Annotated in this window: 20 protein-coding genes; 9 read left to right on the top strand and 11 right to left on the bottom strand. The window is 51.2% G+C overall.

Annotation, left to right across the window (positions count from 1 at the left end):
* Positions 1 to 53: 53 nt before the first annotated feature.
* Together ACYVI1_RS25830 and ACYVI1_RS25835 are read right to left on the bottom strand one after the other, a co-directional pair.
* Positions 54 to 1,058: a YpdA family putative bacillithiol disulfide reductase gene (locus ACYVI1_RS25830; RefSeq protein WP_460913862.1), complete on the bottom strand. Its 1,005-nt coding sequence runs from the start codon at positions 1,056 to 1,058 to the stop codon at positions 54 to 56.
* Positions 1,059 to 1,181: 123 nt separating this feature from the next.
* On the bottom strand, positions 1,182 to 4,364 hold the full coding sequence (locus ACYVI1_RS25835; RefSeq protein WP_460913863.1) for an SdrD B-like domain-containing protein: 3,183 nt from the start codon (positions 4,362 to 4,364) through the stop codon (positions 1,182 to 1,184).
* Positions 4,365 to 4,577: 213 nt separating this feature from the next.
* Here ACYVI1_RS25835 and priA point away from each other — a divergent pair, with 213 nt between their 5' ends.
* The 8 genes from priA to pyk all read left to right on the top strand — a co-directional run bounded on the left by priA (position 4,578) and on the right by pyk (position 10,595).
* Complete coding sequence (gene priA / locus ACYVI1_RS25840) at positions 4,578 to 7,103, top strand: replication restart helicase PriA (protein ID WP_460913865.1); 2,526 nt, start codon at positions 4,578 to 4,580, stop codon at positions 7,101 to 7,103.
* Between the two features lie 45 nt (positions 7,104 to 7,148).
* A complete protein-coding gene (locus ACYVI1_RS25845; protein WP_460913866.1) occupies positions 7,149 to 7,409 on the top strand; it encodes a type II toxin-antitoxin system RelE family toxin in 261 nt (86 codons plus the stop codon).
* Positions 7,406 to 7,633, top strand: coding sequence for a prevent-host-death family protein (locus ACYVI1_RS25850; protein WP_460913867.1), 228 nt, complete (start codon positions 7,406 to 7,408; stop codon positions 7,631 to 7,633). Before ACYVI1_RS25845 ends, ACYVI1_RS25850 begins: the two co-directional genes overlap by 4 nt.
* A 116-nt stretch (positions 7,634 to 7,749) precedes the next feature.
* Entirely contained in the window at positions 7,750 to 7,977 is a 228-nt protein-coding gene (locus tag ACYVI1_RS25855; RefSeq protein ID WP_460913868.1) for a DUF433 domain-containing protein, read from the top strand.
* Positions 7,961 to 8,362: a hypothetical protein gene (locus ACYVI1_RS25860; protein ID WP_460913870.1), complete on the top strand. Its 402-nt coding sequence runs from the start codon at positions 7,961 to 7,963 to the stop codon at positions 8,360 to 8,362. Before ACYVI1_RS25855 ends, ACYVI1_RS25860 begins: the two co-directional genes overlap by 17 nt.
* A 75-nt stretch (positions 8,363 to 8,437) precedes the next feature.
* Positions 8,438 to 8,668 (top strand): hypothetical protein, encoded by a 231-nt coding sequence (locus ACYVI1_RS25865; protein ID WP_460913872.1) that lies wholly within the window; start codon positions 8,438 to 8,440, stop codon positions 8,666 to 8,668.
* 75 nt (positions 8,669 to 8,743) lie between these two features.
* Positions 8,744 to 9,046, top strand: a complete 303-nt coding sequence (locus tag ACYVI1_RS25870; RefSeq protein ID WP_460913940.1) for a type II toxin-antitoxin system VapC family toxin — start codon at positions 8,744 to 8,746, stop codon at positions 9,044 to 9,046.
* Positions 9,047 to 9,158: 112 nt separating this feature from the next.
* A complete protein-coding gene (gene pyk / locus ACYVI1_RS25875; protein ID WP_460913873.1) occupies positions 9,159 to 10,595 on the top strand; it encodes a pyruvate kinase in 1,437 nt (478 codons plus the stop codon).
* A 175-nt stretch (positions 10,596 to 10,770) separates the two neighbouring features.
* Here the strand turns inward: pyk and ACYVI1_RS25880 are convergent, their stop codons facing one another.
* Together ACYVI1_RS25880 and yihA are read right to left on the bottom strand one after the other, a co-directional pair.
* Entirely contained in the window at positions 10,771 to 11,271 is a 501-nt protein-coding gene (locus ACYVI1_RS25880; protein WP_460913875.1) for a DUF5606 family protein, read from the bottom strand.
* Positions 11,272 to 11,390: 119 nt separating this feature from the next.
* Positions 11,391 to 11,993: a ribosome biogenesis GTP-binding protein YihA/YsxC gene (gene yihA, locus ACYVI1_RS25885; protein WP_460913876.1), complete on the bottom strand. Its 603-nt coding sequence runs from the start codon at positions 11,991 to 11,993 to the stop codon at positions 11,391 to 11,393.
* A gap of 188 nt (positions 11,994 to 12,181) precedes the next feature.
* Between yihA and ACYVI1_RS25890 the strand changes: the two genes are divergently transcribed.
* Positions 12,182 to 12,667: a thioredoxin family protein gene (locus ACYVI1_RS25890; RefSeq protein ID WP_460913877.1), complete on the top strand. Its 486-nt coding sequence runs from the start codon at positions 12,182 to 12,184 to the stop codon at positions 12,665 to 12,667.
* Between the two features lie 35 nt (positions 12,668 to 12,702).
* Here ACYVI1_RS25890 and ACYVI1_RS25895 read toward each other — a convergent pair whose 3' ends face one another.
* Genes ACYVI1_RS25895 through ACYVI1_RS25925 form a run of 7 tightly spaced genes read right to left on the bottom strand, consistent with a single transcriptional unit; the run spans position 12,703 to position 21,836 of the window.
* Positions 12,703 to 13,680 carry an MraY family glycosyltransferase gene (locus ACYVI1_RS25895; RefSeq protein WP_460913879.1) on the bottom strand — a complete coding sequence of 326 codons (978 nt, stop codon included), beginning with the start codon at positions 13,678 to 13,680 and terminating at the stop codon, positions 12,703 to 12,705.
* Positions 13,677 to 14,591 (bottom strand): NAD-dependent epimerase/dehydratase family protein, encoded by a 915-nt coding sequence (locus ACYVI1_RS25900; protein WP_460913880.1) that lies wholly within the window; start codon positions 14,589 to 14,591, stop codon positions 13,677 to 13,679. Before ACYVI1_RS25900 ends, ACYVI1_RS25895 begins: the two co-directional genes overlap by 4 nt.
* A 22-nt stretch (positions 14,592 to 14,613) precedes the next feature.
* A complete protein-coding gene (locus ACYVI1_RS25905; RefSeq protein WP_460913881.1) occupies positions 14,614 to 15,807 on the bottom strand; it encodes a glycosyltransferase family 4 protein in 1,194 nt (397 codons plus the stop codon).
* Positions 15,804 to 17,408 (bottom strand): heparinase II/III domain-containing protein, encoded by a 1,605-nt coding sequence (locus ACYVI1_RS25910; RefSeq protein WP_460913883.1) that lies wholly within the window; start codon positions 17,406 to 17,408, stop codon positions 15,804 to 15,806. The genes ACYVI1_RS25905 and ACYVI1_RS25910 overlap by 4 nt, the downstream gene beginning before the upstream one ends.
* A complete protein-coding gene (locus tag ACYVI1_RS25915) occupies positions 17,405 to 19,576 on the bottom strand; it encodes a bi-domain-containing oxidoreductase (RefSeq protein WP_460913884.1) in 2,172 nt (723 codons plus the stop codon). The genes ACYVI1_RS25910 and ACYVI1_RS25915 overlap by 4 nt, the downstream gene beginning before the upstream one ends.
* Entirely contained in the window at positions 19,573 to 20,664 is a 1,092-nt protein-coding gene (gene wecB, locus ACYVI1_RS25920; protein WP_460913886.1) for a non-hydrolyzing UDP-N-acetylglucosamine 2-epimerase, read from the bottom strand. The genes ACYVI1_RS25915 and wecB overlap by 4 nt, the downstream gene beginning before the upstream one ends.
* Positions 20,661 to 21,836: a Gfo/Idh/MocA family protein gene (locus tag ACYVI1_RS25925; protein ID WP_460913888.1), complete on the bottom strand. Its 1,176-nt coding sequence runs from the start codon at positions 21,834 to 21,836 to the stop codon at positions 20,661 to 20,663. The genes wecB and ACYVI1_RS25925 overlap by 4 nt, the downstream gene beginning before the upstream one ends.
* Positions 21,837 to 21,851 lie beyond the last annotated feature (15 nt).

The following is a 21,851-nucleotide window of genomic DNA, read 5'->3' on the forward strand; positions in this document are numbered from 1 at the left end:
TTGTCGGTAAATTATTGAAAAACAGGCCATTACTTTTAATTAATAAGCAATACCTAAATCCGCTGGATCAGTTCGGCTACTTTATGCACCTCCCGACCCATGATGTGGTCGATGATGGCCTGAGCGTGTTCGCGGCCATTTTCAATAAATACTTTCTCGGTATAAATCCCGGCCAGCACCGTGCCACACACATACAGGCCGGGTATGTTGGTTTCAAACGTTTCGCGGTCATAGGCTGGTACCTGCGTGGCCGGATCAAGGTCAATGCCGCAACGGGCAAGTAGGTCCGCATCTGGAATATAGCCCGTCAGGATAAACACAAAATCGGCGGGAAGCCGGGTTTCTTCGCCCGTTTTTAGGTTGTTGACCGTTACGTGCCCCTCATCAATCTGGGTAACAACCGAATCGAAAACCGTTTTTATCCTGCCTTCTTTCACCCGGTTTTTCACGTCGGGAACTAACCAGTATTTTACCGTCGACCGAAAATCTTCGCCCCGGTGAACCACCGTAATGTTAACATCGTGCCGATACAGTTCCAAAGCCGCTTCGACCGCCGAGTTGGAGGCCCCGATAATGACTACATTAGTGAACGAGTATTTGAACGGCTCATCGTAATAGTGAGAAACGTGCGGCAGGTCCTCGCCCGGAATGTTGAGCCAGCGTGGGCGGGTGAAATAGCCCGTCGCCATAATCACCTTACGGGCCTGGTAGCGGTCGCCCGTTTTGGTTGTCACCGTAAACACGTCGCCCTCTTTCTGAACCGTCCAGACTTCCTGAAACAGCTTAAAATTCAGTTTGTAATAAGCGGCAGCCTTGCGGTAGTACTGAAGCGCTTCATCGCGACCAGCCTTTACGCCCGAAATGGGGAACGGTAGTCCGCCGATTTCAATATTTTCGGCGGTGGAGAAAAACCGCATCCGGCGCGGATACTGCCGAATAGACTCGGTCAGGCTCCCCATGTCCAGAATCAAATGGCTAAGACCCGCTTTCGTGGCTTCAATACCGGCAGCCAATCCACACGGGCCACCGCCAACGATAATAATATCAATTAGCTGCATAACGTAATGCGGGTGGGAACCCGCCCATTTTGCGGGTTCCCACCCGCATTACTTACTATTAACACGGAAAAACTCCCCAAAGGTTGCGCCAGGGGGAGTTTTTCCAGTAAGATTATAACAAGATTACCGAAGCCGGATAAAACGAATAGCCACACAACCGGGGGGTGGACACTCAAAAGCGATTATCTGTAAACTCGCCACAACAACGCATCCATTTCCGGCGGTTGCAGTTACAGTATAGGTGCCATCCTCCATTACCGCAATAGGTGAACCGGTTGCCGTGTAGCTATTCGGGCCGGTCCAGGAAAGGATTGCCTCCGGGCAATCAGCCGACATAATGGCCATGCAGCCAGGGCAGGTTTTGGCCACCAGCGATGTGGTCATAACCGGCGATATTGTATTCGATATCACGTCGGTCGTAGCTGTCGTGAACCCATTGGGGCAAGCCGGGTCGCTCACCGTCAGCGTATACGTACCTGCCGTTGACACCGTTGGATTCGGGGCCAAACCCGCGAAATTGTTGGGGCCGGTCCAGGCATATACAGCCCCCGCAGCCGCTGTTCCATCGCCATACAGGGCCTGCCCAGTTAGCGTGACTTTCTCCACCGTACAGGTTAACTGACCGCCCGTGGCCGATGCTGATAGTGCTGGAGCGAGTTTAAGCAGGGTTATATCGGATGGCCGACAGGCAGGATTCTGTGGCGTTGGGTAGATGATGGCGTAGATATATTGGTGTAGAATACCGGCTGTGTTATTAACCAGGTTGACCGACGGGTTGTAGAGCATGGCCCGCTTAGTCGACGAATCTGGCTTAACCGTACCCAGCACGATACCGTCGTTTCCATACATGGCCGTACCCGACTGTGGGCTGCTGAACAGAACAAACCGAACAGAATCGACCCGGCTCAGGTGACTGCCGACCGTTACAATGGAATCGAGCGTCATGCGCGGGCAAAGCATTACGGTGTCTTTTTCGTTGGTCAGCGCCGGGCAGGAGTAAATGCCCAGATCGTTCGTGAAATCATTCTGACCGGCATCGAGGGTAATTACGGCAATCACGGCCGAGCCGCCTGTCAACCCGGCATCGGAATCGCGCAGGTCGGGGGCAGCAAAGTCGGCGCGGTTGGCGGGCGATAGCGAATAATAACGCTGACCCGTCAGGAGAGGTTGCGTACCGGCAAGCGTGATATCGAGTACCGATAGCTGAGTGGTATCCATCCGAATTTCATACGGGTGCCCGTAATTCAGCCCACCCGGCACGGTGCTGTTGTTGAAATAAAACTGCCCGCCATCGTGGGTTGTCTGCGTGGCAATCAGAGTACCGCCATTACCCATATCATGCAGGGTCAGCACGAGGCCATCGACACCCGGCTCATAAGCATCCTGAATGCCGTCCCGGTTGTCGTCGAACCAAAGACGATTGCCAATTTCGACCGTAGCCGGATCGCAAAGCGCCTTCGTATCGCCCAGCCCCGACGCTTTACCGAACGCACCAGGATGAAGGGTATACAAAACAAAACTGCGATTTTCGGCACCAGTTCTGGCATTGAATACCTTCAGGCCACCCGATTGATAAACATTGGCAATGGGGTCATAAGCTGACGTAATAATCTCATTATAACCGGGAATAAAAGCCAGGGCGCCGTTCATTATTTCATCATGGGCGATGTGGTCAACAAAAAACCATTCGTCTTTGGCGTAAAATTCTCCGCCCACCTTAGCAGCATCAACAGGTCCTTCGCTGTTCCCCACGCCATTGCCGGTCAGCGGTCCGGCTTTCCCATTTTTCTCCAGGTCAAACGTGCCGTTGTTGTTGTAGGCCCGCAATAAATCGCCCCCGGTAAAGCCGTCATAAAAGCCGTTGCCGTTAGGGTCGTGATTAGAAACGCCGGACAGATGCCCAAACCGGTCCAGAAAACCAATCATCATCGACCCATCATCATCAAATTCCAGATCAGTTAAGATGGGTTGCGGATACATCACAAAGAATGGCTCACTGCCGGTACCACAGGGGGTTGGCCAGGCGTCGGTCCAGGGTAGCCAATGGTCGTATTGAGCACAGGTCCCGGTCGAGTCCGCAGAACCGCGCCTAAAGTCGAGCGGAAACGCCAGCACTTCCTCAAAGGCAGGCGCGGGCGCTGTTGGGTCAAACCGGTAAATAGTTGCTTTCAGATCACGTTGCTGCTGCGATGTTTCGGCTGAGCAAATAACTCCGATATACAGTTTCCCGTGGTACATCCTGACAGCCCAGGGACGAAAATCGCCGTTGGAACAACCGGGATTGGGAATAGCCCACGATTTCACATCGCTGTCCGCTGGTAGCCGGGCGGGTGAGTCGACAAAGAGCGCATAGAGCTTCCGATCGGTCAGATTCATGACATACAGTGTTTTATCGTCTTCCGACATGTCCATACCGCCAAAGCTGATTCGGCCCATGGCGGTCATGGAGCCGGGATCGGCAGACGCTTTCGTTTTATCGGCGAAGAGTCTGCTATGTGGATCATCGCCGGTATTGATACCAATTGTGTTGACATTCAGAAAGTTAGTCGTTGTTTTGGCAACCACATCGGTGATGTAAATACCACCCGTTCCGAGCGGACCAAAACTCATATGCCGTTTCACAACGGCTGCGCTGAACACTTTTTTAGTACGTCGCTGGTAAGCCATCGCCCAAACGGACCCCACCTGACCGGCAGCGGCAAGGTGATCGGGCGGGAAGTTTACACCACTGGCGATCCCATTCGCTTCATAAGCAACCGCTACCAACGCATCCGCTTTAGCCGCCTGTTTTTCATCGGAAACGGAGTCGCCATTGGCCAGGGTATCGGTCTGCGAACTGCCATTGACATAACAGGGTACAATTAAGCGGACACCCGTTCGCTGGCAGTAGTCGGCCGGGTAGTTAATGCCAAGATTTACGTTTTCGGCGGGCGCTTTCGCAAACTGCACACTGGTTCCGCTACCGGTGCCAGCCGGACCGGTGTAATTACCGGCGGGGAAATTGTCAAATTCAATCCGGATTCGTTGACCAGCCGGCGCGTCTGTGCTGCTGAAAAAGTACGTTCCATCGGGGCCGCTTGTCGTTGAGACAGGCGTTTTGTTCAGGTCCACGAAAGCCCGGACGGTTATTCCCGACACCCCTGCTTCGATGGGTAGCGTATCCGATCGACTGCCATTCAGGTCGAAGTCGCGAAATACGACCCCTTTCACTTGAGCCTGGGCAATTCCTGACCAGCCAAAAATTACCCAGAGGAGTATCAACCATGTCCGGGGTATTACTACTTGGATTGCGGAAAGTTGTTTCATCGGAAAAGCGGTTTTGAGACTGACAAAAAAGAGTAGGATACAGTAAGCATCATGTAAATATTTAGTGACCAAACAGGAAATAATAAATTATAAATTTTCATTATTTCATATTTCGTTCACTTATCGAAACTTACTAAAGTGTTCGTAGGCAAAAGCCTTGCCAGTAGCCGGAGCTTTTTGTCCGTATATTTACTGGACGTACCAATCAGAGTTGTGGAGAACCAGGCTAACACATTGTTTTCGTCATTTGAGGCCGAAGAAGTCACTTTCTTCGCCGATTTGATTTTGCCCATTCCCGTCCCTAAGTTGTTCACTTACAGGGTTCCACGCGGCATGGCCGACGTACTCAAAATTGGTGCCAGGGTGATTGTACCGTTCGGCAAGAAGAACAGCCGGGTGCTGACGGCGGTGGTAGCTAAACTGCACCACTCACCACCTGCGGCTTATCAGGCACGTTACATTACCGAAGTTCTGGATGAATATCCGTTAGTGACAGGCTACCAACTCGAATTATTCCGGTGGATGGCCGAGTACTATATGTGCTGCATTGGCGATGTGATGAACGTAGCCCTGCCGTCGGGCCTGAAAATCTCCAGCCAGTCGAAAGTGCAGTTCAACCCCGACTTCGATTATCCCGAATTACTGACCGAATTTGAGGGCGTTTTACTGACTGAACTCAAAAAACACCCGGCCCTCTCCTACGACGAGCTTGGTCGGCTGGCGGGCGAAGGCACCAACGTAGCCGCCCTGATTAAATCACTGGTGGGCAAAAAAGCCATTATCGTTTTTGAGGAAGTTCGGGAGAAATACATCCCGAAAATGATACGAAAAGTTCGGCTGCACCCCAATTACGAAGAGAAAGAACAACTCCTGGTGTTGCTGCAACGGCTCGATAAACTGCCAAAGCAACAGGAAGTGGTCATGCGCTACCTCAGCCATGTGCCCATGCAGCACAATCCGTTGCTCAATCAGAAAGGATTGGATAAGTCGATTCTGAACCAGGATGATGAGCTGTCGCAGTCCTCCCTGTCTACCCTCATCAAGAATAAGGTATTCGAGACCTTCGAGGTTATCCAGCCGCGTTTTTCGGATAATCTGGCCCCACAGGCCGAAATCCGGCTGACGGATGCTCAACGCACCGCTTCGGGGGAGATTATGACGCAGTTCGAGAGCCGGAACATCGTGCTGCTGCACGGCATCACGGGCAGTGGCAAAACCGAAGTTTATATTGACCTCATCCAGCAAGCCCTCGCCAGTGGTTCGCAAGTGTTGTATCTGCTGCCCGAAATTGCCCTGACGACCCAGATTGTGGTGCGATTGCAACGGGTTTTCGGCGACAAGATGGGCATTTATCATTCCAAATTTTCCGACAACGAGCGCGTCGAAGTCTGGAAGGGCGTTGTATCGGGGCAGTATCAATTTGTGGTGGGTGTTCGGTCGGCGGTGTTTCTGCCGTTCGACAACCTCGGCCTGATTATCGTGGACGAAGAACATGAGACCAGTTATAAACAACACGACCCTGCCCCGCGCTACCACGCCCGCGACGTGGCCATCATGCTGGCGCACTGGCAGCAGGCCAAAGTACTGCTGGGGTCGGCTACGCCCGCCCTCGAAACCTATTTTCAGGCCAAACAGGGTCGTTATGGCTTAGTCGAATTAGTTAAGCGGTTCGGCGATGCCACGCTCCCCAATATTCTGCTGGTCAATACCCAACAGGAGAAGCGGCAGAAGACGATGAAAAGTGAGTTTTCCTCAGCCCTGCATACCGCACTCGAAATGAACATCGAGCGCAAAGAGCAGAGCATTTTGTTTCAGAACCGACGCGGGTATTCGCCCTATATGCAATGCGAAGACTGCGACTGGACCGCCGAGTGCCCCAACTGCGCCGTAAGCCTGACCTACCACCAGCGCGATGCCGAACTGCGCTGCCACTACTGCGGCCACAAAGACCCTGTTCCGCGCACCTGCCCAACCTGCGGCTCTACCAAAGTCCGCACGATTGGCTTCGGAACGGAGAAATTAGAAGACCAGTTGCAGATTTTCTTTCCCCAATCGCGGGTGCTGCGAATGGATTTAGACACAACCCGCGCCAAAAATGCCTATCAGCAAATCATTCAGGAATTTGAAGGAGGGCAGGTCGATATTCTGGTTGGTACCCAAATGATTACGAAGGGATTAGACTTCGACAACGTCAGTTTAGTGGGTATTTTCGATGCTGACCGGCTCATTCATTTTCCTGATTTCAGGGCAACAGAACGGGCGTTTCAAATGATTACGCAGGTAAGCGGGCGGGCGGGCCGACGCGCCGGGCGGCAGGGAACGGTGCTCATTCAGACTCACAATCCGCAGCAGCCTATTCTGCAAAAAGTTATTCAGAACGACTATAAAGGACTTTATGAAGAAGAGATTCAGGAACGCCGTGATTTCAACTACCCACCCTTTGTGCGGCTGATTAAACTGACCGTTCGGCATACCGACAAAGTTATCAGCCACCGGGCCGCCGAACGCCTTGCCGCCGAGTTGACAGACGCCCTGGGCAGCAGCCGCATATTGGGACCGGAAGAGCCCTTGGTCGAGCGGATTCGGAATCAGTTTCTGTTCACGATTTTAGTCAAGATCGAGCGCGACAAGGTGAACGTGAAAGCCGTGAAAGCCTACATTCAGGATCGCATCAATGACGTCCTGACCGACAAGGGCCTGCGGCAGGTGAGCGTGGTGGCCGATGTGGATTGTTTGTGATCTGTTTTAAGTACATTTGAGTGAAGTCTATTAAGTTTCGCTACGATGTACGAATTGCTATTCACGGAAAAAGCAACAAAAAGCCTGAAGAAACTACCTAAAGCCGATGCCAGACGAATTTTAGTAAAACTTGATCAGTTAGCAGCCAATCCCGATGAAGCTACGAATGTTAAGAAGTTGACTAATTATCCAATAGCTGGCTTTCGCTTACGGGTTGGTCATTATCGTATCCTTTTTGATAAAGAAGACGCCCTTAAAATTATTGAAGTGATTAACGTTGGCAACCGAAAAGATATTTATCAATGACACTACAGGCACAAATCATAGAAGAAGAAGGTAAACCAAAATTTGCCGTATTGCCGTATGAATCTTATCAGGCTCTGGCCAAAGAATTAGCTGATTTTGATACACTTGAAGATTTCTTGGATTACGTTCATCTGTTGAAAACAAAGGCTGAAAATACACGCTGGCTTAGCCGTGATCAGGTTTGGCAGGAATTAGGGCTGAATGAATCAGATAAAGCTTCCTAATCAATAAGGGTCTGCGGCAGGTGAGCGTAGTGGCCGATGTGGATTGTATGTTAGGCTATAATTCAACTTTCAATCCAGACCCGAAAGGTGTATCTTTACCATAATTCAGCCAGATCATGCGAACGTCCATCATTCTATCTGATCCCGATATTTTAGGCGGAGAACCTGTCTTTCGGGACACTCGCGTTCCCGTTCAGGCTCTTTTCGATTATCTTCAATATAGCACGATAGAAGAGTTTTTAGTAGGTTATCCACACATAAACCGCTCTATGGTGAACGAAGTATTAGCCCTTGCTGCTACTCGCCTAACCCGCCGACGGTCCCGCCATGAGCATTCTGCTTGACGAGCAAATTGACATACGGATGAAAGCTGCTTTAAGCGAATTTCCCGTAGTTACGGTTCAGGACAAAGGCTGGCTTGGCGTGAAAAATGGTATTTTGCGCGACCGATTAAATCAGGAAGGCTTTCACTTTTTCGTCACGGCTGATAAAAATCTCCCCTTCCAACAAAATCTTGCCGATACAGAATTTATTATTATCCTGCTCGACACTCCAACGTTACTTTGGCCGCATCAACAACTGTTTATACCCAAATTAGTCAATCTTTTATCCTCGCCACCGGCACCTCCGGTCAAATTGGTACATATTAGCGTTGATGAATTGAGTAAGGGTAAGAAAACAGAACCGCTCAAAAGACTACTATCTGGTGAAGAACTTTTGTTCTTATGAGTTTACGTCAGGGAGCGTGGTGGCCGATGTGGATTGTTTATGAGTGTTTTACGTTATTGTTAAAAATCAACGATCATGTTAGCGACAGTAACCGGAACCTATAAAAACGGGCAGATTATTCTGGACGAAGAACTGCCTGTGAAAAGCGACAATGCCAAAGTAATTGTGACACTTGTTGACGAAATATCGGAGGCTCAGGAAAAGCCAAAACGTACCTCCGGCTTGCTGAAAGGAGCGTTTGTGGGCGATTATTGGTTTTCCAAAGAATTTAATGACCCGATAGACGACCTGAAAGACTATATGTGATGAATGTTTTATTGGATACATAAGCACTAATCTGGTATGTAGCAGATGAATCTTTGTTGACTCAAAAGGCGCGTGATGCTAGTCTATGTCAGCGCAATCAGCTTTTACGAGATTGCCATAAAACTCGCTGTCGGTAAAGATATAGGTATTAAGTACCCTTTACCTGAAATTATCAAAACAGTTCTAAAGTCCGGCCTTCTTTGGCTGCCCTTATCGGCCAATCACATTGAAGCCTATACTCGACTCCCCTTTTTCGAGCACCATCGCGATCCCTTCGACCGAATACTATTGGCCACGGCCCTTGCCGACGATTTGACAATTGTTTCGTCGGATCATAATTTTCCGCTTTATAGCAATGTCGTTACCACCATCTGGTAAGCAGGGTATTCTGGCTCCTCCCGTAAAATTTCCGTGAACACCACCGTTTATCAGACCATCCGGTTATTTTTGCACCGGCTTCTGGCCCATTTTGCCCAATTTTTCCCGTCCCATGTCAAAGAAAACCAAGATCGTGGCCACCATTGGCCCGGCTTCCGAAACGAAAGAACAATTGCTGGCATTAGCCAAAGCTGGAGTAAATGTATTCCGGCTCAATTTTTCCCACGGCACCCACGAAGACCACCTGATGCGGCTCACCCGCATTCGGGAAATCAACGCCGAATTTAATCTTAACCTCTGCGTATTGCAGGATTTGCAGGGGCCGAAAATCCGAATTGGCAACGTCGAAAATAAAGATGGCGTCATGCTGGTACCCGGTCAGGAACTGGTTTTCACCAACGACGATATCATTGGCACTGCTGAGCGCGTCAGTACACCCTACAAAGACATGTACAAAGATGTGCATCCGGGTGAACGCATTCTGATGGACGATGGTAAACTGGAAGTTAAGGTGCTTCGGGAAGAAGGCACCGACATTGTCACCGAAGTCGTATATGGCGGTTTGATGAAATCGAAGAAAGGCGTAAACCTGCCTAACACGAAGGTGTCGATGCCCGCCGTAACCGAAAAAGACTGGGCTGACCTCGAATTTGGCCTCGAACATGATGCCGAATGGATTGCCCTCTCGTTTGTACGGGAAGCCGCCGAAATCCTCGAAATCAAAGAATACATCAAGTCGAAAGGCAAAAAAAGCCGCGTAATCGCGAAAATTGAAAAGCCCGAAGCGATCCGGAACATCGACGAAATTATTGCCGCTACCGACGGCCTGATGGTGGCACGGGGCGACCTCGGCGTTGAACTGCCCGCCGAAGAAGTGCCAATGATCCAGAAAATGCTGGTCGAAAAGTGCAACAAGGCTGCCAAGCCGGTTATTGTGGCCACACAGATGCTGGAAAGCATGATTGATGCCGCCCGCCCAACCCGCGCCGAAATCAACGACATCGCCAACTCAGTGATGGATGGGGCCGATGCTGTCATGCTCAGCGCCGAAACGGCATCGGGCAAATACCCCATTCTGGCTGTCGAAGCGATGGCCAATACCATCCGGCAGGTAGAAACGTCGACCGACAAAATTTATTACCGCTACCACGCGCACGTCAATGAGCAGCCCACCGAAAATGTCATCAACGACAACGTCGTGATGAGCGCCTGCCGCCTGGCCCGCGACACGAAAGCGAAGGCAGTTATCGGCATCACTAACTCAGGCTACACCGCCGTGCGACTCTCGCACCACCGCCCCAAAGCTGATTTACTGGTTTTCTCCAACGATGCCCAACTTCGGAATACACTCGGTCTATACTGGGGAGTTCAGGTGATGCCTTATGAGCCTGATTTGAGTTTAACAGTTGATCAAACCGTCGAAGGTATCAAGCAAACGCTGGTCAGTCAGGGACGATTAGTCTCCGGCGATATTTTTATTAATACGCTCAGTATGCCGCTGGCGCAGTCGCGCCGGACAAATACGGTCAAACTGAGTTCAGTAGATTAAAAAGAGTCGATAGTTGTCCGTCAGGAATCGTTAGTAGAAGACCGCTAACAACCCGCCACTCTTTTTCACTAAAAAGCCGCGAAACCAAGGGTCATCGCGGCTTTTCTGTTCTCACTGAAAATGAAGTTTTTGTAGGCTATGCTCCATTAATGAGCTGGCCGGACGACTTATAGTCCTATACTTTTTTCGTTTCTGGCGCGTCTACAACGGGTTCTTCAGGGGTCTCCGAAGCGACCGTAGCCTGTTCGTTTACTTCTTCCGTTGTGTCAGCCGGTGCAGTAAATACGTCTGGAGCAAACTGACGCAGAATACCATACCAGCTAATCAGTTTTTTAATGTCGGTAGGCCGCACGCGTTCGCGGTCATACGTAGGCACAACCGAAGCCATAAAATCAGCTAACTGCTCGTTTGAGGCTTTTGGCTCAATCGTCAGCTTATCACCGTACTTCTCATCAACAGCCAACAACACATCGCCTAACGGGATGGATTGTTCGTCGTCGCCATCTATATAAATTGAAATGTCGTTCAGAACGGATACGCGAGCCGTCGGGCCCATCATGGTTTTAACTTTTTTGTCGTCCAATGATTCGACAATCACGCCCGCCCGACCGGGTTTCAGAATTCGGTAAAGGCCGCTATAGCCGGCAACGTTGGCAATCTGTTTTAATGCTTCCATAGAGTGACTTTGTAATTGGGTAACGTGCTGTTTGGTGGGTGTATTGTCTTTTTGGTCAATGATTGAATAGCTGACGCAACCTATAATCTATCCAATCATTCTATAATTCTATCATTCAATCATTTTTTATACGCTTCATTAAGCGGCCTGATGAACGCCAGTATGTCTTCCCGCCCGGCGGCAGTAATGGCGGAGGTCACAAAAAACTGGGGCATCTCCTCCCACTCTTCGAGCAACGTAGCCCGATACGTTTCGAGTGTCGCCTGAAGTTTTGTAGGGCCAAGTTTTTCGGTTTTCGTGAAGGCGATAACAAAGGGCAGTCCCCGCTCGCCCAGGTTAGACATGAAATCGAGGTCGAGTTTTTGGGGGGGAATTCGCGAATCGATCAGCACAAAAATGCACAGCAAATTCGGGCGGCTCGTCAGGTAGCCATCAATGAGAGCAGCAAATTTTTCGCGCTCCGTCTTGCTCACCTGCGCGTAGCCGTAGCCGGGCAGGTCCACTAAATACCACTCATTGTCGATAGTGAAATGATTGATTAGCTGAGTTTTACCGGGTTTTCCTGAAATTTTGGCCAATGTCGAACGGCTCGTCAGCATGTTGATGAGCGACGATTTCCCCACGTTCGAGCGACCGATAAAGGCGTATTCGGGCCGGTCGGGTTTGGGGCATTGGGCCGGGTCAGAGTTGCTGACAAGAAATTCGGCTTGTTTAACGGGCATGGTGTTGATGGGTGTAAAAATGGCTGCAAAGTTCGGAAAGATTACGGAGAATGGCACGCCATTTGTAATTTGCCTGACGATCGGTGACGTTTGTTCAGCAAAACAACTATCTGTTGGAAACGAAAACGACCGCTTTGTTCGTTATCATCCCGAAAAACCATCATGACTGCCGGAACACCGGTTCGACTATGAAAAAAACAGCTTGGCTTCTGGTAATGCTGCTCGCAGGTATGCATGCTGTACCAACTCAGGCCACCCTTCGCCCCACAAAACCCAATCATTCCACTACTGAAAATCGCATTCGGAACGATGACGGCGAAGGCATTCAGTTTACGGAAGCTTCCTGGAGAGACATTTTGAAAAAGGCAAAAGCTGAAAAAAAGGTGATTTTCTTAGATGCGTATGCCAGTTGGTGCGGCCCATGTAAACTGCTTCAGAAGAATGTTTTCACGAAAAAAGCCGTTGGCGAATTCTACAACAGCAAATTTATTAACGTGAAAATGGATATGGAAAAGGGCGAAGGCCCGGCTCTGGCGCAGGTGTATCCGCTCGAAGCCTATCCAACGCTGTTGTACATCGACGGTAATGGTAAAGTGCTGAAGAAAGTGTTGGGCTACCATTCGCCGGAAGACCTCATTGCTATCGGCAGGAGCGTGAAACCCACCGGTATCTAAACAGATAGTTAGTCATTGACCATATAGGGTCGGTTTTAAAAAACCGACCCTTTTTTGTTATAAATGCCCGTTTTCAGCGCAACATACACGGTTACCAGGCCAGATAACACCATGCCGGCTACAGTCCATTGAGTCATTGGTGGCTGTTGCATTGCGTTCAGTATTAATCCATTGATTCCTGCCTGCACCAGGGCATAGGTTGCTGACACGCGCAGATGCGGCCAGTGGCGTTCAGCCACAAGCACCTGAAATAAATGCAGCCGGTGCGCCTGAAAAATAGCTTGTCGATGATACAGACGTTGTCCAATCGTCAGCGCCGTATCGACGCCGTACACAGCAACAAAAAGTAGGGGTAAGTAGGTATGCGCCCGTTCAACAACGCCCCACACTTCGTAAAGCACTATAAAGCCAATGGAGACACTGCCGACATCACCGGCAAAGCAAATGGCTTGCTGGCGGGCGTTAAAATAGCTGAAAATCAGCAGGGCAAGTATCGTAACGATAAGCAACGGGTCAGGTTCGATCCGTAAAACCCGCACTTGCCAGTACCCGATTGTTCCGATGGTGACAAGGCTGTAAAAGGCGGTTATTCCGTTGATGCCATCCATAAAATTATAGGCGTTCAGCAGGCCAACGCCCATAATCAGTACGCCAATAAATAACCACCCCTGGCCAGAAAACCCCTCCATTTGACTCACTACTAAGCTAACGGCTATGCTCTGGATGCTCAGCCGGTAGCGTTTGGGGACTGAATAGAGGTCGTCCCAGAAACTAACCAGGGCGATGAGCGTGAGGCCGATAAAAAACAAGGGCTGATTAAACCGGGTAAATACAAACGCGCCGAGAGCAGCCAAATAGAACACAATGCCCCCACCCCGAATGGTGGTCGAATTTGTATGTAAACTCCGCTCATTGGGTTTATCGAACCAGGCGAAATAACGGGCCATCCGCAGAAACAGCACTTCTGCGCTGACTAAGGCGACCGTAAGAAAACAGTAGGCTATCAGGCTCATGGGAATAAATCAAGCACAGAGCGGGGAGTCCACTGTAGCTGTTGCCGGGCCAGTTCGTCGGAGAAGGTCAGCGGCTGGGTTAACTTCTGAAGCACTACTGAATTGAGCGGAAACCGGCGACCGACAACTGCCTGGAAGCCATCGCCAATATGGGCTGCAAGTTTGGCTAATGGCAAGGGAATGACCGGGAGTCGGGTGCGGCCAGCCTGACGCGCCAAAGCCTCTTCGAGTTCGCGCACCGTTGGGTGGTAGCCATCAGTGAGGTGAAAGGTGCCGCCAATGGCAGCCGCACGGGTAATGACAGCCGCCACATCGTCGGCACGGACCATGCTTCGGCGGGCATTTCCCTGACCGATTTGCAGGTAATAGCCCTGTTGGATTGCTGTTTGCATAGCGCCGAGGTTGCCTTTCAACGGCTCGGCTACAACCACCGGTAAGCGCAGGATTGCCACCCGGACGCCCGTTCGGGCAGCCCAGTCATGCACAACGGCTTCAGCCCTGATTTTGCTACGTCCGTAGCTATCCATGGCATTGAGGGGCGTGGCCTCAGCGAGTAATTGCCCTGTTGAGCAGCCATAAACCAGGATGGTACTGATGTGTACAAAACTTTTTGGCAACACCGGTAATCGTTCCAGCGCCATCAGAAGACGGGTAACACCCTGAACGTTAACTTGCTCGTACTCAAATTTTTCTAAGGAATTGCGTGGCCTGGAATGGGCCTTCCCGGCTGCGTTGATGACAAGTTCAAACGATTCATGGGATATGACCGGCTCCTGCCAGGACAAATCGCAGCCGATGTAGCGGGAACCGACGGGTGTTCGGCCCAACGTCGTAATGGTGTGTTGCGGAATCAATTCCTGATAAATTCGGCTACCCACAAATCCCGACGCTCCCGTTAGCAGAACATTCATAGTGTCGTGCGTTTGTCGTTTTCTATGTGGCGCTACTTTCTCCTATTACTAAAATTTGCTGTACCATTGCCCGACAAATCGTTTTACGTTGAAACTGCGCCCGAAAGGCCGTTCTGACTTGTGTTTGATAAGGCATTTGGCTCAACTGTGTCATTAACCCAGCCACGTCACCGGGGTCGAAAAGAATAGAATTTGGCACATATTCCCGCACGAAACGAGCCGCGTAACCGGCGACTCCGGCAATAATCGGTTTATCGGTTGCTGCATATTCAAACAGTTTGGACGGGAGCACCCGCTTACAGGCATCCAGGTCGTTGAGGTGAAGAAATAAATAATCCGCGTTTTGATACGCATCCAGTAAGGTAGTCCGAGGGCCGGAATTCCTCAAGTCGACATTCGTAACTCCCTGTGTATGCAGGGCATCGGCAAGCTTTTTCTTAGCGCTCCCATCGCCAATAATGACGAAGCGGTACTGGTGACCCAACAGCCGGGCGGCTTGCGGAATAAGAAAGTGCAATCCTTGCCCTTCGCCGATATTACCCGCGTAAAGAATGACTTTAAGCGATGAATGCACACCCGCAGGTGTGGCCGGAATACGCAAAAACTCGTCATCAATCCCGTTTGTAAAATAGCTGTAAGTCGCCTGTGGAAACGAGTCGAAATAGGACCGAAATCCGTCTGAAACCAGATTTATATGACGGGCATACCCAAATGTATAGCGTTCAACGGCCCACAATAGAGCGGTCAAAATCAGGCGAATCAGTGGTGATTTGAGCACATCCAGAATCGCTTCCCGGAACAGATCCCGGATGTCCAGGAACAATGATATTCTTTTCTGCCGGGCCAGTCGGGCACCCAGAAACGCCGTAAACAACCGCGACGAGGAGGCCACCACTAAATCATATTCCTTCTTTCTCGTAAGCCGGTGAGCCGCCCAATAATACACCCAAAACGAGCGAATCTGACCAAATTGATCACTGGCATGAGCTGGCACAGTCACGCGCTCAACCAGCACCCGACAATCACCGTTTCTTCGCTCTTCGCGAGTGTCTGCCGCTGGCCTGAATGAGTCATACCGATTGGGTTGCGTCGAGATAACGTGAATCTCGCTGCCTGAACCGAGTTGGCGGGCCAGTTCATTCACCAACGCTGTATTCCGAAACGAACCGGGACCAATGTCTGGCTCGAAATAAAAAGTCAGGTAAAGGATTCTCATTGGGCGAGGGTCAGCGTGCTTTCCAGGCTATTTATAAAGGTAATTTCTACACAGGACGCCGGGCAAAGCTTATTGAACCCTCCGGCAACAGCGCATCCTGTGACGTGTATATCAAGATTGGCTACCGAAGTAAACGCAAGTTGTACTGGCCCGGCCAGCACAATCTGGTTTATTAACTGTACCTGAATAGTTGGATGAAAGTAGAACCGGGCCACACCAGACAGGCCAAAAGTTGCCTTAGTGCGGCTATTCAGCAGCCGGTCAGTAATACGAAGTTGCGTAGGTTCGAGGGTCCAGTTCCGTTCATGAAGGATACCCAGGTGCCTGTAGCCGTCGTGTTGAGCAGTCAGTGTTGTTTCAGTATCGACGAGTAGGGTGGTCTGTGCCCGGCGGCCAACCCGAAAACCTGCCCATACTTCTGATGAATTAGTTCCTGCGTATTCGACCGTATTATGAGCCGCAGTGCTCCGCTCCCATGCCCGCCGTTCCCCAATAGCATACGTTGAGGTTCCACTATCCACAATGATTGGGCAGTTATCCACATACAGAACAAACGAAAACGTATCTGCGTGAGCATGACCCGGCTGGCAATCCGGCCCTACCGGACCTACGTCGGCAACGAGTTCGTAGCGCGCCTGCCGAAAGAACCGGTAGCCACTGGCCCAAAGTGCCTGTTTGCCCGGTTGTGCGCTGGCCAATAACTCTTCCGGCAGTACCTGCCGCGCTTTGCCCTGCAATTGGCGGGTTGTTGGCGACATGCCAACGGCTGCATCATTCGCCATCGGTACATCGCCATTGCGAAACGTGATGGCGAGGAGCCAGTTGAGCATTCGAGTGGCTTTGTCTTGTAGAAAAGCCACGAAATCAGGGTCCGACTGCCAGGCGTCATGCCGTAAGGCCAGGAGCAGATTGAGCAGCCGGTGGAGGAGTAATTGGTGGTACATCGGGCTTCGTTCATCATGCCCGCCATCGGTCAGAATCTGCTTTGTTAATTCCCGCCGAACAAGCCGGGTCGCTTTGCGAAACCAGTGGAAGTTTCGGAAATACAAGGCCCCTGTCAGTAAAGAAAAGCCATTTTCGAGCAGATGATTACCCGCCAGATGATACTCCAAACGTTGGCTTAGTAGGTCCGTTTGGGCAAATAAATGGCCGTTAATGGCCTCGTGTTTAATGCGATGGCGGCTCAGAAAATGCACCCAATTGACAATCCGCAACGAGGTTGGGTAGGGTTCCAGCCCTAAACGTAACGAATCGGTTTGCGTTATAAAATTTTGCATGAGCGATAAGCCCGTAGCCACCGGCATATCTGGCTGATTCAGACAATCAAAATAGTTAAGATTATACGTCCAGAGTTTTCCATTGGCGGAGTAATTCCAATCAATTTCGGAAGGAAAACTAACCAACTGATTCAACAACGTGAACGTCCCATTTTGCCACGACGCGGACTTATCAGCCTTTGTCCCAGTCAGAAAATAAGCTACTGGTATCTTTTTTAGCACCAGCAGTCTGGCTCGACCACGAAGCCGATAGACGAGTTGATAAACCACTTGCCGAAGGGTCAAATGCCGAACCGTGCGCCAGTATAAGCCAATTATTTTCATGCGCTTTCGGCCAGAGATACTTGTCTGCCGGCCATTCCGATACCCGCCACATCGACCCATCGGTTTTCGCGTAAACTGTGCAGAGCCGCCAGTGTGGTCTGGGTCGTATTGATGATATCGGCAAACGAAATCAGTGGTTCGGTGCCCGTCCGAATCTGCCCCAAAAACCGCTTTACCTGGTCATTATGCCCTTTATTCTGTTTACCCGACAGGCTCGAAAAACCCCGAAAACCGTAGCCGGTTAGTTTGCGAAAATTATCCAGCACCAATGTCCGCTCCTGCCAATGCACTTCAACCCGCTCCTTGGGGTAGGCTTTGTTGCCATTGCTGAAATAATTAATGACCCCGGTCGACCCGTTCGCGTACCGCAGCAGCAATGTTGCCGAATCGCTTGTTTCAGTAGGTTGATGGCCCATCGCGTTCATGCACACGCTGGCAACCCGGCTCCCGGTCAGGAACGTAATCAGGTCCACAAAATGACACGCTTCGCCCAGGATTCGCCCACCCCCAATGGTCCGGTCGTGTACCCACGAATTCGCCGGAACGACCCCTGCATTTAGGGTTGCCACAATGTTCATGGCTATCTCCCCGGTATTGTTTCCCAGCAACGCCTTCATTTTGCGGGCAAACGGCGAAAACCGTCGGTTGAAGCCAACCAGCACCATCCGGCCGGATACCTGCTGCGCGTTGATGATCGGGAGCAGTTCGTGGTCGTAAATAGCCAGTGGTTTTTCAACGAAAACATGCTTGCCTGCTTCCAGAGCCTCAATGGTCAGTTTGGCGTGGCTATCGTGCCGGGTTGCGATAACACATATAGCAATATCGGGGTCGGTCAGAACAGACCGATAATCGCTGGTGCTGCGCGCGATGCCATATTTTTTAGCCAATAGTGTAGCACTGGGACCGCCCGCACTGGCAATGGTTTTAATGCTGGCTCCAGCCTCTTTCAGCGCAGGCAATAAAACAGCGCCGGTAAAGTTACCCGCCCCGATAATACCGACCGTGTCAGCCCCTGGGTCAGACCGAAATCCGCGCAGTTGAATTGTCGGATTCAGGTCAATGCATTCAGGATAATACAGCAACGAGGCAACCCGGCCCGGTGCGTTCAGAGTGCTATATAGTTTGGCATAGTCCGTAAATGGAACGCGGTCGGTAATCAACGGCCTTACGGCTAACTGACCACTTGCCAGCAACTGTAGAATGGTCTGGAAATTGCGGTTTTCGGTCCAGCGCACAAAGGGGAGCGGGTAATCGTGCCCATGTTGCTCGTATGTCTCGTCGTAGCGACCGGGGCCATAGGCACACGACACCTGAACCGTCAATTCTTTTTGATAAAACTCTGCCCGCTTCAGGGTCAATCCAACATCACCAATCAGGACGATTCGGCCGCGCTGACGACTCATTCGGGCAGCCTGACTCATAATATCATCCGTTTTCGCCGACGCCGTAATGAGTATCCCGTCAGCCCCAATCTGATGGGTGAGTGATAGAACCGCTTTGACAACATCAGCACCCGAAGCCGGATTAAGGGCTGTAATGCCCTGTTTTTCGGCCAGCAGGCATTTAGACGCATCTATATCGACACCAATGACCCGGCACCCATTTACCCGAAGTAGCTGGGCGGTCAGCAGACCAATCAACCCTAATCCAATCACGACAACGGTTTCGCCGAGCGTTGGTTTCAGCAGCCGGATACCCTGCAAACCAATCGCCCCAACGACGGTAAAAGCCGCTTCGTCGTCGCTGACGGCGTCGGGAACCGGAGCCACCAACTTACGCGGCACACAGACGACCTCGGCATGAGGCCCATTTGAGGCCACGCGGTCGCCGACTCGCAGGTCAGTCACCTCCTCTCCTACGGCCAACACCAGGCCAACGTTGCAGTAACCAAGTGGCAGGGGCTGGTCGAGTTTCCGCAATACGGCCTCTACTGTGGGCATCAACCCATCCGACAGAATTTTATCCAGTACCTGCTTTAGGCGTTCGGGTTGCTGACGCGCTTTTGACAGCAGGTCAGCGCGTCCAAACTCAACCAGCATCCGCTCCGTACCAAGCGACACCAACGAGCGCCTGGTTTGAATCAGAACCTGCCCCGGCCGTACTCGTGGCACTGGAACATCCTCAAGTAGCGCGTCGCCCGTTCTAAGGTGCTGGATAAGTTGTTTCATAGGGTTAGAAAAGTTTCGACAATTCGTTCAGCCGCCTGTCCATCCCACAGGGGCGGTACCTGCCCGGCTTTTGCCTGTCCTGCCAAAATTTCGGTTACTTTTTGCCGCACGGTTTCGGGGTTCAGGTCAGTCAGGAGTTGATTGGTACCGAGGTCAACCGTTGCGGGTCGCTCGGTCGAGTTGCGGAACGTCAGGCAGGGAACCTGCAAATAGGTCGTTTCCTCCTGAACGCCCCCCGAATCGGTAATGACGACGGCCGCGTGTTCCAGCAAATTCAAAAACTCCAGATAGCCCTGTGGTTCCAGCAGCCGAACGTTTGGCATGGCGGCTAACGAGTTCATTAAGTTATGACGAACCAAATTAACATGGGTTCGTGGATGAATTGGAAACAGCACGGTTTTGCATTGGGCTACCTCGCGAACAAGCTGTAGAATCAGCTTTAATCCCACTTCCGAATCGACATTGACCGGGCGGTGCATGGTTAGGAGTATATAGTTTTGACGGCGAAGGCCCAAGGCCGTAACCGTATCTAACGCACTGGCTTTCTGACGGTTCTGTACTAATGAGTCGATGAGCACATTACCCACAAACTTGATTTTCCCGTCGGCAACACCTTCGCGACGAAGATTATCGACGCCTGTCTGCTCGGTCACAAACAGTAGGTCGGCGAGTGCGTCGGTCAGGATACGGTTGCGTTCTTCAGGCATGTGGCGGTCGCCGGAGCGCAGACCTGCTTCGACATGAGCTACGTTCACACCTGCCTGGGCCGCTGCCAGCGCACAGGCCATTGTGCTGGTCACATCACCCACGACCAGCACCCAGTCAGGTTGTTCGACCCTCAGCACCGACTCAACTTTAAGCATGATTTCGGCGGTCTGTTCGGTTGGTGTTCCGGGGCCAATGCCGAGGTAATAGTCCGGGTGAGGCAGGTTTAGCTGGTCGAAAAAAATAGCACTCAGGCGTACATCATAGTGTTGACCGGTATGCAGTATTTTCGATTCGATGGCTGGCTGCATCAGGAAGGCCCGATGCAGGGGAGCAATTTTCATAAAATTAGGCCGGGCTCCCACAATGCTCAGAATTTTCATGGCAAAACAGCGGATGAACCAGATGGATGAAAAAACGAATGCTGAAAGCCCATCACACGTATAGTCGTGCCGGTTTCCAGTGCTTCTTTTGTTTTCAGGGTCAGATACCCCGACTCCCAAACCAGTTCAACAGGCTCTTGCCTGGCCGAATTGGTTAATAGCTGATAACTACTGACAATGGACCGTTCGTGGCCATGATCTCTGAACCACAGGCGCTTATGAATCACTTTATCGTGAACATCCAGCCTAAGTTTACTAAAGTCGGTCAGGGTGGCCAGCAAGTTGGCTTTGTGTAGATTCATCGTTTCACGAACACCCTCGAACGTATGCCCTTTGGCCGAAAAGGTAATGGTGGCAATAGACCCATCGGCAAATACATACGCTACACTGATGTCACAATCAGACTTCGTGGAGCGGATCGGAATTATCTGGATTGGGAAGCGATTTGGCGCCGGAATCAGCCGCAGCGAAAAGTCAATCCAATGACACAGATTGCCCAGAATTCGGCCGCCTTCGGCCTCCGCAAAATACCAGTGGTCGGCTTCGATGGCATGACCGGCCACAAACCAGTTCAGCATGGCCGGGCCAGATTGATTGGCCAACTGCTGTTTCAGGAACAAGCCCAGCGTACTTTCGGGCCGGTTAAACCCCAGCCTGACACGGCCCTTGTACTCAATTAGTGCCCTGCAAAGCCGTCTGAGCTGATTTTCATCGACCGCATGGGGCTTTTCAATATGAACAGCTTTGCCCTGTTTCAAGGCCGCAATGGCGTAGTCGGCGTGTGAGGCATGGTTCGAGGCAATGTAAATGAGGTCGATGTGCGGGTCGCTGATAAGTTCAGCCGCATTCGTTGTGTAGTAATCGGCCCGGTAGTGTTGCCCCAGCGAAATGGCTTTATTTACATCGGTATCCATCACGCCCCGAATGACCCGCCCGAAATTTTTCCGGATGTAATACGCGACATTTGCATAGGCAAATTTCCCGCAGCCGAGCAAGCCAACGTGTTTTCCTGTTGATTCCAGTGGCACGGGCATCGGCGTATAACCCGGAAATACCTTCCTCATGTGGTAATGCGCCCGCACCTTCATCAGCGTCCGCCGGGGGCCGTAACATTGCCCATAACGAATCACTTTTTTGATGTTGAACGTCAGGTCTTGCCGCGTATAATCCATAAGACTCAGGCAGAG

It is taken from the genome of Spirosoma areae (assembly GCF_054781775.1).

What these genes read in the sequence shown, in the direction of transcription:
- ACYVI1_RS25915 (WP_460913884.1), bottom strand. Translation starts at nt 19,576, where the DNA reads ATGAAACAACTTATCCAGCACCTTAGAACGGGCGACGCGCTACTTGAG.
- ACYVI1_RS25865 (WP_460913872.1), top strand. Translation starts at nt 8,438, where the DNA reads ATGTTAGCGACAGTAACCGGAACCTATAAAAACGGGCAGATTATTCTG.
- ACYVI1_RS25895 (WP_460913879.1), bottom strand. Translation starts at nt 13,680, where the DNA reads ATGAGCCTGATAGCCTACTGTTTTCTTACGGTCGCCTTAGTCAGCGCA.
- ACYVI1_RS25870 (WP_460913940.1), top strand. Translation starts at nt 8,744, where the DNA reads ATGCTAGTCTATGTCAGCGCAATCAGCTTTTACGAGATTGCCATAAAA.
- wecB (WP_460913886.1), bottom strand. Translation starts at nt 20,664, where the DNA reads ATGAAAATTCTGAGCATTGTGGGAGCCCGGCCTAATTTTATGAAAATT.
- ACYVI1_RS25880 (WP_460913875.1), bottom strand. Translation starts at nt 11,271, where the DNA reads ATGGAAGCATTAAAACAGATTGCCAACGTTGCCGGCTATAGCGGCCTT.
- ACYVI1_RS25900 (WP_460913880.1), bottom strand. Translation starts at nt 14,591, where the DNA reads ATGAATGTTCTGCTAACGGGAGCGTCGGGATTTGTGGGTAGCCGAATT.
- ACYVI1_RS25910 (WP_460913883.1), bottom strand. Translation starts at nt 17,408, where the DNA reads ATGAAAATAATTGGCTTATACTGGCGCACGGTTCGGCATTTGACCCTT.
- ACYVI1_RS25835 (WP_460913863.1), bottom strand. Translation starts at nt 4,364, where the DNA reads ATGAAACAACTTTCCGCAATCCAAGTAGTAATACCCCGGACATGGTTG.
- ACYVI1_RS25850 (WP_460913867.1), top strand. Translation starts at nt 7,406, where the DNA reads ATGACACTACAGGCACAAATCATAGAAGAAGAAGGTAAACCAAAATTT.
- yihA (WP_460913876.1), bottom strand. Translation starts at nt 11,993, where the DNA reads ATGCCCGTTAAACAAGCCGAATTTCTTGTCAGCAACTCTGACCCGGCC.
- ACYVI1_RS25845 (WP_460913866.1), top strand. Translation starts at nt 7,149, where the DNA reads ATGTACGAATTGCTATTCACGGAAAAAGCAACAAAAAGCCTGAAGAAA.
- ACYVI1_RS25890 (WP_460913877.1), top strand. Translation starts at nt 12,182, where the DNA reads ATGAAAAAAACAGCTTGGCTTCTGGTAATGCTGCTCGCAGGTATGCAT.
- ACYVI1_RS25855 (WP_460913868.1), top strand. Translation starts at nt 7,750, where the DNA reads ATGCGAACGTCCATCATTCTATCTGATCCCGATATTTTAGGCGGAGAA.
- ACYVI1_RS25860 (WP_460913870.1), top strand. Translation starts at nt 7,961, where the DNA reads ATGAGCATTCTGCTTGACGAGCAAATTGACATACGGATGAAAGCTGCT.
- ACYVI1_RS25905 (WP_460913881.1), bottom strand. Translation starts at nt 15,807, where the DNA reads ATGAGAATCCTTTACCTGACTTTTTATTTCGAGCCAGACATTGGTCCC.
- pyk (WP_460913873.1), top strand. Translation starts at nt 9,159, where the DNA reads ATGTCAAAGAAAACCAAGATCGTGGCCACCATTGGCCCGGCTTCCGAA.
- ACYVI1_RS25830 (WP_460913862.1), bottom strand. Translation starts at nt 1,058, where the DNA reads ATGCAGCTAATTGATATTATTATCGTTGGCGGTGGCCCGTGTGGATTG.
- ACYVI1_RS25925 (WP_460913888.1), bottom strand. Translation starts at nt 21,836, where the DNA reads ATGGATTATACGCGGCAAGACCTGACGTTCAACATCAAAAAAGTGATT.